Below are 16,982 nucleotides of genomic sequence, written 5' to 3'. Positions count from 1 at the left end.
AATGCCCGACTATAAGCGCCAGGTATTTTTGGAAAATCTGGTGAGCGGCGCTGCCGCTCACTTGTCCCTCGCGCCCGGTATCAAGGTGTGCACACTGCCCGCCGGAAATCGCCCAGGGCTGGCCCTGCAAGTCGCTCGCGAAGCGTTGCAGGCCGGGCAATTGCAGCGAGCGTTGGAGCGACGTTTTGAACAGGCGGTGGCGTTCGATGGCTGTTTTATCTACCTCGACGCCAAAGGCCATTTGGTGATCTGGCATGCATTGCCGGCAACGAACGCCACCCTCGACAGGATCCTCAGCCGAATGCTGTCGCTGGCCAATCTGCAAGCCTTGGACAGGTGATCAGCGCTGCTCGAGCTCCGGCAGTTCCAGGGTTTCGCGCTTGGCTTCATCATCGAGTTCGCGCAAGGTACGGTAAATCAGCGCCACAGCCTGCAAGGTTTCGCGGGGTATGCTGGCTCCCAGTTTTTTCGTGTAGAGCGTGCGGGCCAGCCAGACGCACTGGATCACCGGCACATCGGCCGCCTTGGCGCGCCGGATCAATTTGCGCGCGTCGTCATCTGTGCCCTTGCTGACCAGCAGGGGCAGCGCCGTTTTACCGGGCCGGTAGTAAAGGGCCACGGCAAAGTGAGTCGGGTTGACCACCAGCATATCGGCCTCTTCCAGCTTGGGCAGCTTGACCTTTGGTTCTTCCTGAGCCATCTGATGCGCCAGTGCCCGTCGCTGCCCCTTTACGTGAGGGTCACCTTCCATGTCCTTGTACTCTTTGACGACCTCCACTTGGGTCATGCGCATGCGCTTGGCAAAGAAGTGCTTGACCATCACCAGGTCGATAAGCGCCAGCACCAGCAGCATGCCCAGGCAGGCATGCAGCAGGTGACGAAACAGCGCAATCAACGCCAGGATGTAACTTTGCAGATCGCTGGTGGCCAGGTTGATCAGCGTGCCCAATGAGGGTCGGATCACCACGTACAAAATCAAAGCGATAAGAATTGCTTTCGCAACGCTCATCAATAGGTTCATCAATTGCTGGGCTGAGAACATTTGCTTGATTTGGCTGATCGGGTTGAGGCGGTTGAAATCCAGCTTCAGGGTCTCCGGAGCAAACAGCAACCCGAACTGCATCCAACTGCTGATGAGCTTGGCGGCAATCGCCACCCCGACCATCAACAGAGCAAATGAGAAAAACACCACCAAACCCTCGAACAGCACTTCTTCCAGTGCTCGCGCAAAGGGTTGAGTCAGGCGTGACATCGGCAAGAGCATCAATTGCTGGAAGCGTTGCAGGCTGGTCTCGGCGGTGAACAAGGCAATCTCGCTGATGGCGGTCAGCACCAGTAACTTTGCGACATCCTGGCTTTGGGCGACCTGGCCTTTCTTGCGTTGGTCACGCAGTTTTTTGGCTGAGGCCGGGTGTTTTTTTTCGCCTGAATCACTCATGGGATCGCGACCTTTATCAAGAGACCGAGTGAGTGTTTCAAGTCGCCCAGCAGGCTCATGCGCCCGACGATCAGGTCCTGCAGCAGTGCAAAGTACAGCAACAAAATACCGATACCTGCCAGGCATTTGACCGGTGGCGCAAGCGTGCTCACTTGTAACTGTTGGCTGTAGACCCCCAGCAGCGCGATGCCGAATTCCAGTAACAGCAACACCGCAATAAATGGCGCGGCGTAGAGCATCATATGCGTGAAGGTATCGCCCAGCAGGCCGACGAATACGCCCATGCCGTTCACCGCCGGTAGCGGAAACCACGCGGTGGGAGGCCAGATCAGGTAACTGTCCCAGATCACCTGGGTCAAGGTACCCAACCCGAGGCTCGCCATCAGCAGAAACACCGCCAGTTGCTTGAACAGGTGCCCAATCGGTGTCGCATCCGGCCCCAGCGAAGGGTTGAGCTGGCCCCCCGCCAAGGCTCCGCGCTGGTTATCCAGCAGCGCCCCCACCGACTCGAACATCCAGAAGGGCATTGCCAGCAACACCCCCAGTAAAAACCCCAAGGCCAGCTCCTTGAACACCAAAGCACTGAGCATGATTGCGGAGTGGTCCTGGCCTGCCAATGCCGCATGGATACCCGGCGCGGGCAGCAGTGCCATGACCATCACAATGGTGTGCCGTGGCATGCCGCGTATATGTTGAAAGCAAAACGCCGCTACCAGGATGCCGCAGGGGTAGATACGCGCCATGCCAATCACCAGGCTGGGCAGAAATTCGAGATAGAGCAGCACGGGCAGCGCCTCAGCTCAGGGCCGAACGGCTGATCATGTCGAAGGTCAGGTTGATCAATTGGATCAACTCCACACCGATCCAACGGCCGGTCATGATCAGCGTGATGCCCACCGCCACCAATTTGATACCAAAGGGCAACGTCTGGTCTTGCACCTGCATCAACGCCTGCACCAACGACGTCAACACCCCCACCGTCACCGCCACGATCAACGGGGGCGCCGACAGCACTACCACCAGCAACATGCCCTGCTTGAACAGCACGATGGGTTCCATAAGTTACTCAGAGATAGGAGAGGAACAAGCTGTCGAGCAACCGCGACCAACCAGACACCATGACAAACAACAGCAATTTGAGCGGCAGGGAAATGGTCATCGGCGAGACCATTTGCATACCCAGCGCCAGCAGCAGGTTGGAGACGATAAGATCGATGACGATGAAAGGGATGTAGATCAGGAAACCAATCTCGAACCCCGCCTGCAGTTGCGACAGGACAAACGCCGGGATCAGCAGGATCAGGTCTTCGCGCCGTACCTCCTGAGCCATCTGCGCTGGCCACAGGCGCGCGGTGTTTTCCAGCAGGTGCGTCAGCACGTCCGGATCGATATTGCGCAGCATGAAGGCACGCAGCGGTTTGATAGCCTCATTGCCTGTCTGCAGGAGTGTTTGCACGTTACTCAAGTCCAGAGGCGATACTTTGACGCTCTCGGCGATTTCGTAACCCACCGGGGCCATGATAAACAGCGTGGCTGCCAATGCGATGCCATTGATGGCCATGCTCGGTGGCACCTGCTGCACGCCGATGGCGTTACGAGTGATCATCAGCACAATCACTATCTTCAAGAACGCCGTACAGACGACCAACAGCATGGGCATCAGCGACAATGCCCCAAGAAATACCGCCAGGACTAACGGGTCCAGCCCCTGAAGTATCATCGGCCGAACATCACGCGGGACAACTGCAACCCCAGGCGACCGTCGATTTCCACCAGTTGTCCCTGGCCAATCGGACGGTCGCCATAATAAAGGCCGGCCATACCGGGAGAATAACCGGTGACCCCCAGCACCGCGCCGGGCGCGAGATTACGCAACTCACCCAGGGTCAGGTCCAACGTGCCGCAACGTACGTTCAACGCCATGCTGAGCTCGTCGAACGGCTCATGACCGAATACATCCACCACGGGCTCATCCTCTTCATAACCCGAGTAGTGCGGCGCTTCAAAATCTTCGTCCACCGATGTGCCCTCAATAGAAGTAAGTGTCAGGCACAACGCCCCTGTGCCATCGTCAATGCACCCATGCAGCCGCTGCCTGCCAACCTGAACATGACCTACGCCCTGGGTTTGAAAAAAGTTCTGCTCAAGCATCAGCACATCCCCGACCCGCAGGCTGCGCGCTTGTGCAATCGGCAACTGCAGGCGCCCTAGCGTCACGGCAATTGCCAGTTGAAACGACGCAGGTACCGGTGCAGCATTGGCGCGCCAAGACCCGGCGTCGCACAACGCAATCAACGTCTCGGGCGCCAGCCACACATAGCCCATCACCCGGGCTGCCCCCAGCGTGACGCTGAGTCGGCAACCAAGCCCTTCGGGCCGATCAACCTCCAGTAGCCGCACATAGCCCAACAGCGCTTTCACCTGAGGACTCAAGTGGTGCTGGAATAAAGCCCAGAACCAGGAATCCGGATCGTTGCCTGCGTTGGCCAATGTCACCGGACATTCGCCTAGCAGACTGAGCAGCGGTCCCGCCTCCGCAAGCGCCAACACCCCACATGCCGTTTCGAAGCACAGCGGTTGCACTCCAGCGGGGGCACGGCCCGGTTCAAGACATAACTCACCGCGCCGCCCGGCAACTTCAAACGGCAGACGCAAACCACGCCCCAGGCGACGGCGAGCAACAGCCGTGTCGCCTCTGACCAGAGGCAGCGTCACCTGCGGCATCATCATGCCGACCCAACAACGGCCAACTGCAGGCTGACCGTGCGCCCCATTGTTTGCGTAAACCGGTCCTCAACCTGTTGCCGCACGCCGCTGAGCCAGCGCGCCGTAGCCTCTTCCTCCGCTTCCAGGTCGATACTCCAGGCACCCTGCTCGCGGCGCACACTGGCGTTGATCCGCCCCAGGCGAGGCAGGTACAACACTGCCTGAAGCGGCCACTGCGAAGCGGCCTGCAGACGAGGTGCCAGTTGTTCGGCAAGCGCCTCGATCATGGCTGCACCCTCCACGCCCTTCGTGCCCGACAGAGAAGTTCCCGCACCCCAGCCGTCACCGTCATCGGCCCAAAACTGGGCAAATAACCGCGTCAACTCCGCGGGCACTACGCCTGCAATTCCCGACTCTCGCTCCTCGCGTGTCTCCCGCAGGCGCGGGCGTTCTGCGGGTTTATCTGAAACCTGGGTCATATCGGCTCCTGCGCCAGTAAAAGGGATAACTCCTGAAGTTTTTCCACCTGCCGCAGGCATTCCGTGACCTGTTTCTGGGCACTGCCAACGCGGGTCTGCTTTTCTTCCCGCTGGCCCCGCAAGGCTTCCAACTGCCCCATGTCTCGTCGGGTGCTGGCCGACAACGAGCGCTCCTGGGTTCCCCAGGATTTCAGGGCCTGCAGGGTCAGTACCTGCCCCTGGTGCTGGCTGAGTAACTGAGCACTTTGCAGGGCCTCCTCCTGCCGGGTTTGCTCAAGCGCATCCTGGGCCTGCTGGATATGCGCGAGCAGGGCCTGCTGGGCTCGCTTCGCCTCACGCAAGGCACGTTCGGCACGGTCTGCCCGGTGCCGACGCAGGCGCCGCAACGTCTCGACTTCACCGAGCAACACATCAGAAAGGGACATAGGCCGTCAGCTCCTTGAGTTGCGCCAGCGTCGCCGCCATCGGTGCGGGCTCACGCAAGTCCTGGCGCAAGAAATTGTCGACCGCCTGGCGACTGTCCACCGCCAGGTCAGTCAAGGCATCGCTGCCCGCTTGGTATTCACCTAGCTTGAGCATCAGTTCGATTTGCTGATAGGCCGACAACAAACGCCGCAACGCCGTACCCGCTTGGATATCCGCAGGCTCGGCGACGTTACTCAAGATCCGCGACAGGCTCGCCAGCACATCCACTGCGGGGTAGTGCCCGCGCTCGGCCAACTTGCGGGACAGCACGATATGACCGTCGAGCAGCGAGCGAACCTCATCAGCCACCGGGTCGTTCATGGAGTCTTGCTCGATCAACACGGTATAGATCGCCGTGATCACCCCCTCACGCGTCAACCCGGCGCGCTCCACCAGCCGCGGCAACAGGCTATACACCGAAGGCGGCAGGCCGCCACGACCGAGGGGTTCGCCAGCGGCCAGGCCGATTTCGCGCTGGGCCCTGGCGAATCGGGTCAGGGAGTCGATCAGCAGCAACACGCGAAGCCCCTTGCGCCGATACCCTTCAGCCAATGCAGTCGCCGTGAAGGCCGCACGGGCGCGCTCCATGCTGGAACGATCGGACGTGGCACACACCAGTACCGCTTTGGAACGCAGTTGCTCATCAAGCTCATGATCGAGGAACTCACGCAGCTCCCGACCCCGCTCGCCGATCAGGCCGAACACGATGACATCGCACTCAACGTTACGGGCGATCTCGGCCAACAAGGTGGTCTTGCCGCAGCCCGCCCCCGCGAACAGGCCCACGCGCTGCCCCTCGCCCAGCGTCAGCAGGCCATCGATAGAGCGCACCCCGGTGGCCAGCGCGCGGTTGATCCGCGGGCGCTCGGTGGGCAACGGCGCCTCACACAACACCGCACTCGTGTCCGGTAAGTCGGCCTCGACAAACGCACTGGGGCCTTCTCCCGTGATCGGCCGTCCGAAGCCATCCAGCACCTGGCCCAGCAATGCCTCGCTGACCTGGACCCGATGCGCTACCCCAAGACGCTCCACGCCAGCGCCCACCCGCACCCCTTCCAGGTTGCCCAAGGCACTGAGCACGGCATCCTGCTGATCAAAACCAATGATCTCGGCCAGCATGTAGTCGCCAGGCTTTTTCTCCACCCGACACAAATCACCGATACGCGCCTGAGGCAGCCGGCACTGCAGCAACATGCCATTGACTCGCTGGATGCGACCTCGCATCGTCACAGGCGCAAAAGTGGTCAACGACTGGGCCTGGCGCTGCTGCCAGGCGTCGAGGCGTGCTTGCAGTTCAGCGTTCACCAGCGCACCTCATAACGCTGTACGCCATCGAAGACCACCTTGCTGTTGTCGATCAGCACCAGACGCAGGCCATCCACCTCATCCCCGACAAAAAGTCGGCTGCCCTCCTCCAGGACCACATGACCATTGGGCCCGCCTACGATCTGCACGATCTTGAACGGCAACGTCCCATCGCGTACGCGCACACGGCTGATCACCGGCACCGCGCTGTCGAATTGCTCGCCAAAACGGCTGAGCATGCGCGCGACCAGGTCCACTTCATCCTGTGAGACATCTCCACTGAGCGCGACCTGCCCATTGATCACTTGCAAACCGACTCGCTGGTTCAATTCACGTTCGCTGAGCATCTTCAACAACTGCTGGCGTACCTCAAACGGTGAGGCCAGTTCCTGTTTCTGCACCACAGGCGGCATCAAGGAAGCCAGGGCCTCGGGGTTCCCGGTGGACGCCATGCCCACCACAACAAAGATGACCGTCACCACCAGCACCAGCGTAATCAGACGCTTCTGCTGCGAATGCGAGATGGCCGATAACTTAAGCGCCCGTGCCGGCTCATTGACCCGTGGCGACGCTGGCGCTACGGGGGCGGGCGCCTGGGGCCAGGGTTCATCGGCCAAGGTCACACACAGCCGCACACTGCCGACCCAAAACGTGACGTTGAGCGCCAGGCGTGCGATCTGTGCCAACACCTGACCATCGGCATCCTGCAAAAGCCCCGCTTCAGCCTGCACCGACCAGTTCGAGTCGATGAGTCGCAGCCGCGCATGCTGCTCGGCGATGCCCGGGTCGTTCAGCACCAAGTCAGCATCGGCGTGTGCACCGATGCTCCACTGCTCCCCAAACAATGGCAACGCAGCGCCTTGATGCAGCCCATCAAGCACTCGCAGCTCGAACATCATCGAGCCCTCCGTACTGAACCCAGGCCAACCCTCATGCCACCGCACCGCGCATCAATTCATTCTGGCCCAGGTCGAAACGCCCCAGTACTTTGACCTTGGACGTGCTGCTCAGCTCGGCAAAGGACAGCACCGGCACGTGGTTGAATTCTTCCAGCAACAAGGTACGCAGCGGGCTGCGCAAATCCTGCGCCACCAACATCACGCTCTTGAGTTTCGGGCGCACCGAGAAGGCCTGGTTGAGCAGCCCGACCAACGCCGCGCTATGTTCGTCGTCGAGTGCGAAGAACACCCCGGTCTGCGTCTGGCGTAGCGCTTCACGCAGGATGTTTTCGGTCTGCGGCGACAGCAACCAGGCATGCAGACCGTCGGCTTCGCTGTACTGATGGTAGATCTGTGCCTTAAGCGCAATGCGCGCGTAGTCGGCCAGCGCGTCCGGCTCACGTTCATGCTGGCCGTACTCGATCAGTGACTCGACAATCAGTCGTACAGCCCGCAACGGCACACCTTCGCTGGCCAAGCGTTGCAACACCGCTGAAAAACGCGACAGCGGCATGATCCGCTGCAGCTCCTGAACCAATTCCGGCTGGTTGTGCTCCAGCCAACTAAGGATCGACTTGCTCTCCTGAATCCCCAGGAACTGCGGCCCGCTGAGCATCATTGCCTGCTTCATGCGCTCAACGATCAGACTCGCTGCGGTGAAGCGTTCCACCTGTGGATCATCGAGCAGCGGATCATTCGGCGCCAACCAGACCCAATGCTGTTCATCGCGATCTGCCAAACCCGGTATCGCGTGTGCAGGCTCGACCGTCAGCGCCTTACGCTCAACCGCCACATGAGTGACCACCGAGGCCTTGACCATCGGTACCTCATGCACACAGAAGCGCATTTCATCATCGGCGAGCGAATCATCGAGCTCCACCTCGAACGGTGGCAGTGTCAGGCCGATATTGGCGACCAGTGCGTTCCGGGCCTGGCGAATCGAGTGGACAAGGTCCGTCACCTCAGGCGTCCCTCGCAGTACCGGAGAGAACTGCAACAGGTACGGCCTTGACGGATCAAACCCACGCAAGTCCTCATGACCGTTTTCTTCGGGACGCACCGCTTCCGCGGCTTCAGCTTCGGGTTGCTCCTGCCGTTGACGCTGGCGCATCAGGTAGTACCCCAAGCTACCGGTTATCGTCGCGATGAGGATAAACACCCCGGTAGGCATGCCGGGTACTGCAGCAAATGCAAGCATCCCCACCGAGGCGATCATCCAACTCTTGGGTTCGCTGGTCATTTGCCGGGCAATTTCGGCGCCCATGTTGCTGACACCCTTGCGCCCGTCCGGCGCCACACGGGTGATGATCATGCCGGCGGTGAGGGAGATCAGCAGCGCGGGAATCTGCGCAATCAGGCCATCGCCGATGGTCAGCACCGAGTACAGCGCCATTGAATCGGCGGCACTCAATCCGTGCTGGAACATGCCCGTGGAGAAGCCGCCCAACAGGTTGACCACAACGATAATCAAGCCCGCGATGGCGTCACCCTTGACGAACTTCATGGCCCCGTCCATGGCCCCGAACAATTGGCTCTCGCGCGACAACTGCTCGCGTTTGTCCCGTGCCTGCATGCCGTCAATCAGGCCAGCACGCAGGTCGCTGTCGATGGACATCTGCTTGCCGGGCATCGCATCCAGGCTGAACCGCGCCGCGACTTCCGCCACCCGCTCCGAGCCCTTAGTGATCACCAGGAAGTTGACCAGGGTCAGGATCAGGAAGATCACCATCCCCACGGCCAGGTTGCCGCCGACCACAAAATTGCCGAAGGCTTCGACGATGTCACCGGCGTCTTGCTCCAGCAGGATCAGGCGCGTGGTCGCGATCGATAGCGCCAGGCGAAACATGGTGGTCAACAGCAGGATCGACGGGAACGAAGAGAACGCCAGAGGACCTGGCAGGTACAGTGCCAACACGATCAGCAGGCACGAGATGCAGATGTTGAGCGCGATCAGGATGTCCACCAACCAGGTGGGCAACGGCACGATAAAAATGAAGACGATGGCCAGCACTACCACAGCGCCCAGCACTTCGGCGCGCTGCGCTACCTTGAGCAAAAAGCGGTTGATGGCCGAAAGCGCTGTCACGCCAAGGCCCCCAGTTCACTTGGAAAACGTGCAGGGCCACGCGCGATCCGTTCCAGTTCCCCCATCACCGCCAGGAAGCCACGAAGGGTTTCTTCACGCACTCGACTGTCGAGCCATAACGCTAATGGCAATTGCTGGACCAAGGGGTAAAGGGCATTGAGCGACACCAATTGCTGGGCATTCGGACCACCCGCCAGTTCATCGCCGATCCGAAGAATCTCAGCAGCGGTGATACCAGTACCGGCGAAACTCAGCATGCGCTGCAGCAAGCTCACTGCGTCGTGATTGATGCCCAGGCGCTGGAGCAGCGCATGACAACCCGCCAGCACCCCGCTCAACTGCCCACAGCTTTGCAGGCCCAGTAACAAAGTGCGCAACAGCGGTGTCGGCATTGATGAGACCTTGGCCGCTATATCGTCAGCCAGCGCTTTGCGCATCACGTTGAGCCCGTCCGCAAACCGTTCGCCGCCGTACACGCCGAGCAGCGCCTGCATCATCGTCGACAACGATTGGCGCGTGACCACACTGGCGTAGTAGAGCGAACGCAGCGCCTGGCGCTCCTGCGGATCGACACTGGCCGCCTGCAGTGCCACGGCGATGTTCAGGCCGGCCTGAATCTCCCCTTTGAAGCGGACCTGCAGCTTGGCCATGGCATCACGCGCCAATGCCGCTTCGGACGGGCGCACTTCCGTGTCTGCCTGGGCCGCCACATATTTGAGCACGACGAACGCGCGCGCGGGGTCTCCCTCGGAAAGCCTCAGCAATTCGCCCACATCAGCCCGCTGCCGTAACGCGTCCCTGACCAGCAAAGCGATCATTGCCAGGGTCTTCTTGGCCGGATGACCTAGCTGACGATAAAGCTCCGCCATATGCTCGATCGGAGGCACGTGCACGCTCACCTTCCGCTGACTCAAGGGCTGGCTATTGTTTACCACTTCCAGGTTGAACAGGTAGGCGAGCTCATCCACGCCATTGACGGGCGCAGGCGTAGAGGTCTGGATGACAGCAGGTTGATCCAGGGGACGGACCGTTTGCACATCGGGGGAGGATTCGACTTTCATGGACAGACCTGAACAGGAAGAGTGTTTCCCTGTGTGGCAAGACCTGCTCAAACGGTTCCATCCAGCCGGATCCCGCGACAAATTTGAAAAGACTTGCACAGATCTTCAGAGCTCTGCGCAACGCACTGCACAAAAACGCCTCATTTCAAAATATTTATCTATATAAATTAATGGGTTAGAAAAGATTTTTTCTTGGCACAGCCAGTGCAAAAGGGGTTCCCGTCGACACACTTTCGACTGCGTCTATCCCAAGGAAACAATCATGAATATCCCTATTGAAGCTTTAGCGCACCTCGTTGGCAGCTCGCCTCAATTCATGCTTCACCTGACAGACGATCAGCAAAAAAAACTGCGGCGCTTTATTCACAAGCGCGTCCTCAACCCGGAAGATGCAGACGATCTTCTGCAATTGACGTACCTGGAAGCCTGGCGCAACCGAGAGCGTTTCAGCGGCAATGCCACACTCAGCACTTGGATGTGTGGTATCGCGCAAAACCTTATCCGCAATCACTTCAGGCGCCTGTACGCCAAGCCTGTGCATTGCGAATTTGATGAGTCGCTGTGGCATGGCCAGGAAGACAACCACAACCTGGACTGGGAATTTGAGGTGAACCGGCGCCTGGAAAAAACCCTGAGCGCCATCGACCACCTGCCGATGGAAATGCGCAAGACGCTATACGCCTCACTGGAAACCGACGGTAGCTACCAGGACACAGCTGACGCACTGGACATTCCTATCGGCACTGTTCGCTCGCGCCTTTCAAGGGCGCGCGAACAGCTTAAACGCGCCACTCACAACTCGCAGTTTCCTTAAAGCCAGACCACGCGTTGGGCGGCAGGGATATCTGCCCAACGCGATCAGGCTTTTCGGGTACTCGACAGGGTGAATCACGAACCACTCGTCGCTAGATCCGGTGATTTCGCTTAAACAGTTGAAAGCGTAGATAAAAATTCAAAATAAATGCTTGACGCATTTCTGTTCTACGCGAATAATGCGCGCCACTTGGCTACATAGCTCAGTTGGTTAGAGCATAGCATTCATAATGCTGGGGTCCGGGGTTCAAGTCCCTGTGTAGCCACCAAGTACTAAAAACGGCTTACCGAAAGGTAGGCCGTTTTTTTATGCCTCGCGAAAACTGCTGGGGCCGCCAGCCGCAGCACCTCGGCGCCGCGCTCACACGTCGAAGTGATTCAGATGATCGGCCGGTTTTGCGTCCTCACCCGCTGATCTGCCAGGTCAATAGTCAGATCATGCCTGGGCAGACTGCCCAGCGTATCGTTCAGGTTCATGCGCAACGGTTTATCGGGATCCATTCCGTATTCAAGATCAGCATTGACGCGTTTCTGCGTGAGACTCAGCCCAGCGCTGCTGGAAAAACTGAGATTCATAGTGGGTATCGACATGCCATGGGATTGCGTCGTGGTGTAGCTCAGGCTCATGTTTTTGACACGCAGGTTGGTACGGTCACTCAGGGCACGCCGGATCAGCGGTTCGGTACTTTCACCGGCGAGGTGGCTACGCTCTATTGCGCGCAATACCTGCGGCTTGAGCTCCATGCCGAGCTTCACTGAAGTGCCCTCACCCTGGCGCCACTGATCAAGTACCTGGGCAAACTGGGGGTCATCCTTCAACCACTGTTCAATGGCCGCCTTGTTGGCCGGCGCCACATCATCCAGCCACGCATGGCGCCCGTCATCCCGTAACTCCACACGCGTGACGGAAGACTCGACCGACGCCAGTTGGCGCAGCCCGTTCTTCACCAGGTCCTGCTGGGTGATCAACTTATCCAGTGACTGGCTGATGGCGTGATAAGCGTCCGGCTTCGTTGCCATGGGCGGATGAGTCGTGAGAAACCGTTGCACCGTGGCCAACTGTTGATCGATGGTGCTCCCCGACAGCCCGATCGCTGCCAGCTCCCGCCTGAAAGTCGGCGAGTAAAGCGACACGCTGCGGGTGAGTTCATCCATCTGAGACTGCGTAACCGGTTGCGGATGCTTGAACGAAAAACTGAAAGCCTGCGATTCGCCGCGATCAAACTTCACCATGACCGACAGTTCCGGCAACAAGGCCGCCGCCGCGCTGGGCCCGTCACTGTCGGCCCGGCCTAACGCCAACGCGTTGAGCGGCGCGATGTTGGCGCCAACCCCGCCCTGCCTGAATAATTGAGCACTGGTTGTCGTACCTTGGCTGGTACCTGTTGCGGTGTACGTGGTCGACTGGCTCTTATCTGCATGCGCGAGATTGAGGTTGCCCACCACACCGACGCCAGCGCGTATCACTGAGTCCAACTCGGCGATGTTTTCCCGCGGGCTGTACATCAAGCGCAATTGGGTGAGTACGTCCAGATTGACGTCACCACTGATCTTGGAGCTCTTGCCTGTCGCGTGCTCCTCACCCAACGCCAGCAAGTCATAGACGGTACCGTTCTCGCCGGTAAGGATCGACATCATCTTGCCAAAGTCTGCTTCTTTCACGTCAAAGCCGATGCTCGACCCTGTGTTTTTCGCCACCGCTGCTGTCAGTTCCGCAGCGACCCTCAAGGCCGGCCCCACCGCCTCCGGTCCTCGCCCCAGCGTCAAGCCAGAGGCCACCGAACCGGCCAGCCGCCGCATATCGTCCGTACTGATCTCAACCCGCGCGCCTTTGTCGGTGCGGCTGATACTCACACCGTGGGTATGCGACTTGGAGGCGCCCAAGAAGAACTCCAGGGGGGCTATGGGTTTTACCTCCGTCACCATCAACCCCACGCTTTTACCTTGGGTCCGGCTCGGCGCGAGGGTCTGGCCACTGCCCAGTCGCTGTACCTGCTGCGTCATTGCCTCCTTGATGGAAGCACCGGTGGGCAATCCCAGCAGGCTCGAAAGATGCCAGTGCAGCGCAGAACCAGGTGTTCCAAGGTCCTTGGCCAACAGTTTGAAGTTGCCATACAACGACTCCGCCTGCTCATAGCTGGCAATACCTTGGCTGGCCAATGTGTGGACAGGGCTGGTTTTATACGCCTGCATCGTCTCGCGCAGAGCGGTTCCTATGCGCTCCAGGCCGCTTGGGCTAACGCCTGACGTATCGTCGAGCGCACGTGCCAGATCCGCCAGTTGCTTGAGCGTGCTTGCATGATGAATCAGGTCGCCCTCAATGAGTGCCGAGGGGTGGTCACGGTTGCGCTTGCGCTCGGGCGTCCAAGCAGGAAGCGCCAAGCCTTGGCCTTCAAGGTTGGCCAATAGCGCAGCGGTCGATTTTTGCGCCGAGGGGGAGACTCTTTTAAACACGTCATACAGTTGATGCAGCGTCGAACCGGGGTCGATCGCCGCCCTGCTCAACGTGGGCCGAGCGTCAAATGCCATGCCATGCACGTCTGCCAGGCGGCGCGCGCTTGACTGGCTACTGTGTTCGACGTCGGTCAGCGCTTGGCGGATCTGCTCGGCCAACGCCTGACGCGGCCCCGGCTTGCTCAGGGCGGCGAGCCGCACGCCCAGGTCAGCAGGAACCGGCCGACTCTGCGCCAGAGGCTTGAGCTGTTCATGCAGGCGTTTATCGTCAGCATAGATCCCTTCCAGCCCCTTGCGGCCTTTGAAATGGTGCTGAATATCCTTACCCATCTGGCTAAGGCCTTCCAGCGGGTGGAAGTGCGCCTTGATCCCTTTGATAAAATTGCGCTTGAGCGGCACCCCCTCACGGGTTTGCCCCATCACATTGCTGCTGACGGTCAGCGCGCCCCCATTGAACTGTGCACGCATCGAAGTATCCACCAACGTATCAGCCAGTGACGGTGCCTGACTCGTCGATTGCACCGGGCCCCACTTCATCGTACTGGCGGTGGCATTCTCCAGCCGATGGAACTGCTTGTCCCACCCGCCAACCAGGTGCTTATCGGCGCCCATCCGCAGGGATTCCAAGGGCTGGCGATCCGGTAGTTCAACCTTGCTCCAGCTTTGCGCCTGCTCGGTTTTGCCCTGCCAGGCCTGGCGATCCAACCTGAACAAATCGCCTTCCTGGGTATGTGCATACAGATTTCCCACGTGATCCAGGGCGAGTGTCTTTATGTCAATCGTGGGGCTCAGTTCCAACGCCCTGGCGACGCCGTCCTGATGGACCTGCAGCTGGTTATCCTGATTGACGGTCACAAAATTTCGGCCGTCCGCTACAGCGAATCCGGTCACGGGCTTTTGACTATCCCCGGCGAGCACCTCGCCAAGGGACACGTGCGGGCGCGGCGCGGGAAGTGCGACCAGATCGTGACTGGCGCCCTCAATCAACGGGTCGCGCACTTGACTGATGGCTACCGCCTTCAATTGCCCCTCTTGCAGCACATAGGCGCGACCATCCAGCCCACACGCCAGATGTTCGATACCAGGCTGCCCAGCGTTTTCCCAACGTTGTGCCGTCGCATCCCAGGTCAACAGGTTGCCTGCATCGAGTGCAATCTTGCCCCGTTGTCCGAGATCCACCGCCGACGCCAGCGCCTGCAGGCTGGGCAGGGGCAGCCCTTTCTCGATGTGTTTGACCAGCACATCGCTGAGGTTCCATTGCGGGCTTAGTGCATGTCCGTCACTCAAGGGCACGCTGTGCAATTGAAGGCGTGCGTCGCGCACCTGGGCATTGAGTTGCCCGGCGTCATCATGAAAGAAGCCTTCCACATTGACGGCGCCCTTCAGCGCCCGCTCCAGCGCGTCGACCGTTTGCCTGACCATGGGCAGCTTGTCATCTCGTGCCATGCGCAGGTCGGCACGGACTAACTCACCGTCGGTGGTCGCACCAAACAAGGCGTTTCCCGACACCCCGATACGCATGAGTTGCACCGGCAAACCTGACTCATCGACCGGGCGCACAGTCTGTGCGCCAACCCCTTGGAGATGCACAACAGAAATATCCCGGTCCTGACTTAGCAGCACCGTAGTGCGCCCTTGGGCGCTGCTGTCTGCAAACGCTTCGGGCGTCTTCAGCAACTCACCTTCTTTGCTCAGGCCAATGCGGCTGAATGCGCGAGCATCCGCGTCTGGCTTCCAGGAAAGCGTGAGGGGCTCGAACCGAAACAGTCGTGCGCCATCCAGGCGAAACTGCTGGCCCTCTGCAGTGGTTTGAATGGCGCTGACGCTACCCAAATGCGCGCGCCCCGGGCCGTCACCTGCGCCGTCGGCAGCATCGGGAAAGCTGCTTTTGAACACCGCTGCGACAGCGGGTGTGGACTGAATATGAAACAGGTACCGACGTTCATCCTTCATCCGCAACGTATGGGTACCCGCTGCAGAAGGACCATCGGCCACATAGTGTTTATTCGGCTGGTTGAGGTGTTGGGCGATTTCACGCCCCGCAAGCGTCGTATCAGCCTGCACCTTCCCGTTGATAAGTCGGGCATCGAACTGCATTGAGGTCGGTTGAAGTGTTTGATAGTGGAGCAACGACACTGGCGGTAACAACGGCGGGCTTTTACGCGGAGGGGTTTCCTCGTGCCATTGCGTCACGCAATTGGCAAGGGCACGCTGTAATTTGAGAAGCGGATCTAATCCTGTGTGCATGGTAATGCTCCTAAACATAATGAATCACAGCTGTCTAGTGGGCACTCGCTGTTTTTGGTTCCATTTATGCCTAATCACAACGGCGACTTCATGCGCCCGAAAAAACCTTCCATCTGTATTTTGACGCTCGCCTGACCCACTGTTAGTGTCCGGCTCCCCCCTCAACGGAGTGCGCTCGATGAAACTGGATATCTATCAAGTCGACGCTTTCAGCCAAACCGTCTTCGGCGGCAACCCGGCGGCGGTCTGCCCGCTGGCCGAGTGGCTGAGCGATGAGCAACTGCAGAACATTGCAGCGGAAAACAATCTCTCCGAAACCGCCTACTTCGTCCCTCGTGAGGGGTTCTATGAGTTGCGCTGGTTTACCCCGCAAGTCGAAGTGGACCTGTGTGGCCATGCCACGCTCGCGGCGGCGTGGGTGCTGATCCATCAGATGGGGGATGCGCCAGACGTGTTGCGCTTTGCTACCCGTAGCGGCGAGCTACGGGTAACGCGTCAGGGCGATGAACTGGCGATGGACTTCCCCGCCAAGCAACCTCAAGGCTGCGAACCGCCCGCGGGCATGTTGAGCGCGCTGGGCATTGAACAGGCCGAAGTGTTCAGCACCGATGACTACATCGTGCTGCTCGAAGACGAAGCCCAAGTTGCCGCATTGACGCCAGATTTCGCAGGCCTCAAGGGCCTGCCCAAGCGCGGGATTGCGGTAACGGCCAAAAGCACGCAGTTTGATTTTATCTCCCGTTGGTTCGGCCCGAATGTGGGCGTGAATGAAGACCCGGTTACCGGATCGGCCCACACGTCATTGGCGCCGTTCTGGGCCGAACGCTTGGGCAAGGTGCAACTCACCGCAGAACAAGGCGGCAAGCGCCGTGGCCAATTGCGCTGCGAACTCATGGGGGACCGCGTGATCATTTCCGGTCATGCGGTGCTCTACCTGCAAGGCACGATTTACCTGTAAAAAAGCAGTACCCCAAGGACAACAGATCATTC

At 59.6% G+C, this 16,982-nt stretch carries 15 protein-coding genes and 1 tRNA gene; 4 read left to right on the top strand and 12 right to left on the bottom strand.

All coding sequences use genetic code 11. The features are described from left to right. The first annotated feature begins 1 nt into the window (after position 1). Positions 2–340: a transcriptional regulator gene (locus tag AB4O35_RS09595; protein ID WP_065879662.1), complete on the top strand. Its 339-nt coding sequence runs from the start codon at positions 2–4 to the stop codon at positions 338–340. On the opposite strand, the gene sctU is transcribed toward AB4O35_RS09595, so the two are convergent. From sctU to sctW, 11 genes are all read right to left on the bottom strand, one after another. Then, complete coding sequence (gene sctU / locus AB4O35_RS09590; RefSeq protein ID WP_065879663.1) at positions 341–1,438, bottom strand: type III secretion system export apparatus subunit SctU; 1,098 nt, start codon at positions 1,436–1,438, stop codon at positions 341–343. Continuing rightward, a complete protein-coding gene (gene sctT, locus AB4O35_RS09585; RefSeq protein WP_065879664.1) occupies positions 1,435–2,223 on the bottom strand; it encodes a type III secretion system export apparatus subunit SctT in 789 nt (262 codons plus the stop codon). The genes sctU and sctT overlap by 4 nt, the downstream gene beginning before the upstream one ends. 10 nt (positions 2,224–2,233) lie before the next feature. Continuing rightward, entirely contained in the window at positions 2,234–2,497 is a 264-nt protein-coding gene (gene sctS / locus AB4O35_RS09580) for a type III secretion system export apparatus subunit SctS (protein WP_065879665.1), read from the bottom strand. 7 nt (positions 2,498–2,504) lie between these two features. Beyond that, complete coding sequence (sctR, locus tag AB4O35_RS09575; RefSeq protein ID WP_065879666.1) at positions 2,505–3,158, bottom strand: type III secretion system export apparatus subunit SctR; 654 nt, start codon at positions 3,156–3,158, stop codon at positions 2,505–2,507. Beyond that, the gene (locus AB4O35_RS09570; protein ID WP_065879667.1) at positions 3,155–4,168 is read right to left on the bottom strand and encodes a FliM/FliN family flagellar motor switch protein; all 1,014 of its coding nucleotides are present in this window, start codon (positions 4,166–4,168) and stop codon (positions 3,155–3,157) included. The genes sctR and AB4O35_RS09570 overlap by 4 nt, the downstream gene beginning before the upstream one ends. Then, positions 4,165–4,431 (bottom strand): type III secretion system HrpP C-terminal domain-containing protein, encoded by a 267-nt coding sequence (locus AB4O35_RS09565; RefSeq protein WP_309304234.1) that lies wholly within the window; start codon positions 4,429–4,431, stop codon positions 4,165–4,167. The genes AB4O35_RS09570 and AB4O35_RS09565 overlap by 4 nt, the downstream gene beginning before the upstream one ends. 188 nt (positions 4,432–4,619) lie before the next feature. Beyond that, entirely contained in the window at positions 4,620–5,048 is a 429-nt protein-coding gene (gene sctO / locus AB4O35_RS09560; protein ID WP_065879669.1) for a type III secretion system stalk subunit SctO, read from the bottom strand. Then, positions 5,035–6,393: a FliI/YscN family ATPase gene (locus AB4O35_RS09555; RefSeq protein ID WP_065879670.1), complete on the bottom strand. Its 1,359-nt coding sequence runs from the start codon at positions 6,391–6,393 to the stop codon at positions 5,035–5,037. Before AB4O35_RS09555 ends, sctO begins: the two co-directional genes overlap by 14 nt. After that, positions 6,390–7,289: an FHA domain-containing protein gene (locus tag AB4O35_RS09550; protein ID WP_065879684.1), complete on the bottom strand. Its 900-nt coding sequence runs from the start codon at positions 7,287–7,289 to the stop codon at positions 6,390–6,392. The genes AB4O35_RS09555 and AB4O35_RS09550 overlap by 4 nt, the downstream gene beginning before the upstream one ends. Before the next feature lie 34 nt (positions 7,290–7,323). Then, a complete protein-coding gene (gene sctV / locus AB4O35_RS09545; RefSeq protein ID WP_065890577.1) occupies positions 7,324–9,417 on the bottom strand; it encodes a type III secretion system export apparatus subunit SctV in 2,094 nt (697 codons plus the stop codon). Next, positions 9,414–10,478 (bottom strand): type III secretion system gatekeeper subunit SctW, encoded by a 1,065-nt coding sequence (gene sctW, locus AB4O35_RS09540; RefSeq protein ID WP_065879672.1) that lies wholly within the window; start codon positions 10,476–10,478, stop codon positions 9,414–9,416. Before sctW ends, sctV begins: the two co-directional genes overlap by 4 nt. 262 nt (positions 10,479–10,740) lie before the next feature. Here sctW and AB4O35_RS09535 point away from each other — a divergent pair, with 262 nt between their 5' ends. Then, a complete protein-coding gene (locus AB4O35_RS09535) occupies positions 10,741–11,292 on the top strand; it encodes an RNA polymerase sigma factor (protein WP_065875213.1) in 552 nt (183 codons plus the stop codon). Between the two features lie 191 nt (positions 11,293–11,483). After that, positions 11,484–11,560, top strand: a tRNA-Met gene (locus AB4O35_RS09530). A gap of 109 nt (positions 11,561–11,669) precedes the next feature. Here the strand turns inward: AB4O35_RS09530 and AB4O35_RS09525 are convergent. Beyond that, entirely contained in the window at positions 11,670–15,992 is a 4,323-nt protein-coding gene (locus AB4O35_RS09525; RefSeq protein ID WP_460149582.1) for an AvrE-family type 3 secretion system effector, read from the bottom strand. Between the two features lie 178 nt (positions 15,993–16,170). Between AB4O35_RS09525 and AB4O35_RS09520 the strand changes: the two genes are divergently transcribed. Then, entirely contained in the window at positions 16,171–16,950 is a 780-nt protein-coding gene (locus AB4O35_RS09520; RefSeq protein ID WP_065875215.1) for a PhzF family phenazine biosynthesis protein, read from the top strand. Positions 16,951–16,982 lie beyond the last annotated feature (32 nt).

Source organism: Pseudomonas sp. H1_A03 (assembly GCF_054685145.1).
This window is presented reverse-complemented; position numbering and strand designations above follow the sequence as displayed.

Excerpts from the sequence above, each read along its gene's own strand:
- AB4O35_RS09550 (WP_065879684.1), bottom strand. The coding sequence starts at position 7,289 with ATGTTCGAGCTGCGAGTGCTTGATGGGCTGCATCAAGGCGCTGCGTTG.
- sctS (WP_065879665.1), bottom strand. The coding sequence starts at position 2,497 with ATGGAACCCATCGTGCTGTTCAAGCAGGGCATGTTGCTGGTGGTAGTG.
- sctO (WP_065879669.1), bottom strand. The coding sequence starts at position 5,048 with ATGTCCCTTTCTGATGTGTTGCTCGGTGAAGTCGAGACGTTGCGGCGC.
- sctW (WP_065879672.1), bottom strand. The coding sequence starts at position 10,478 with ATGAAAGTCGAATCCTCCCCCGATGTGCAAACGGTCCGTCCCCTGGAT.
- AB4O35_RS09570 (WP_065879667.1), bottom strand. The coding sequence starts at position 4,168 with ATGATGATGCCGCAGGTGACGCTGCCTCTGGTCAGAGGCGACACGGCT.
- AB4O35_RS09520 (WP_065875215.1), top strand. The coding sequence starts at position 16,171 with ATGAAACTGGATATCTATCAAGTCGACGCTTTCAGCCAAACCGTCTTC.
- AB4O35_RS09595 (WP_065879662.1), top strand. The coding sequence starts at position 2 with ATGCCCGACTATAAGCGCCAGGTATTTTTGGAAAATCTGGTGAGCGGC.
- sctU (WP_065879663.1), bottom strand. The coding sequence starts at position 1,438 with ATGAGTGATTCAGGCGAAAAAAAACACCCGGCCTCAGCCAAAAAACTG.
- AB4O35_RS09565 (WP_309304234.1), bottom strand. The coding sequence starts at position 4,431 with ATGATCGAGGCGCTTGCCGAACAACTGGCACCTCGTCTGCAGGCCGCT.
- AB4O35_RS09535 (WP_065875213.1), top strand. The coding sequence starts at position 10,741 with ATGAATATCCCTATTGAAGCTTTAGCGCACCTCGTTGGCAGCTCGCCT.
- sctR (WP_065879666.1), bottom strand. The coding sequence starts at position 3,158 with ATGATACTTCAGGGGCTGGACCCGTTAGTCCTGGCGGTATTTCTTGGG.
- AB4O35_RS09525 (WP_460149582.1), bottom strand. The coding sequence starts at position 15,992 with ATGCACACAGGATTAGATCCGCTTCTCAAATTACAGCGTGCCCTTGCC.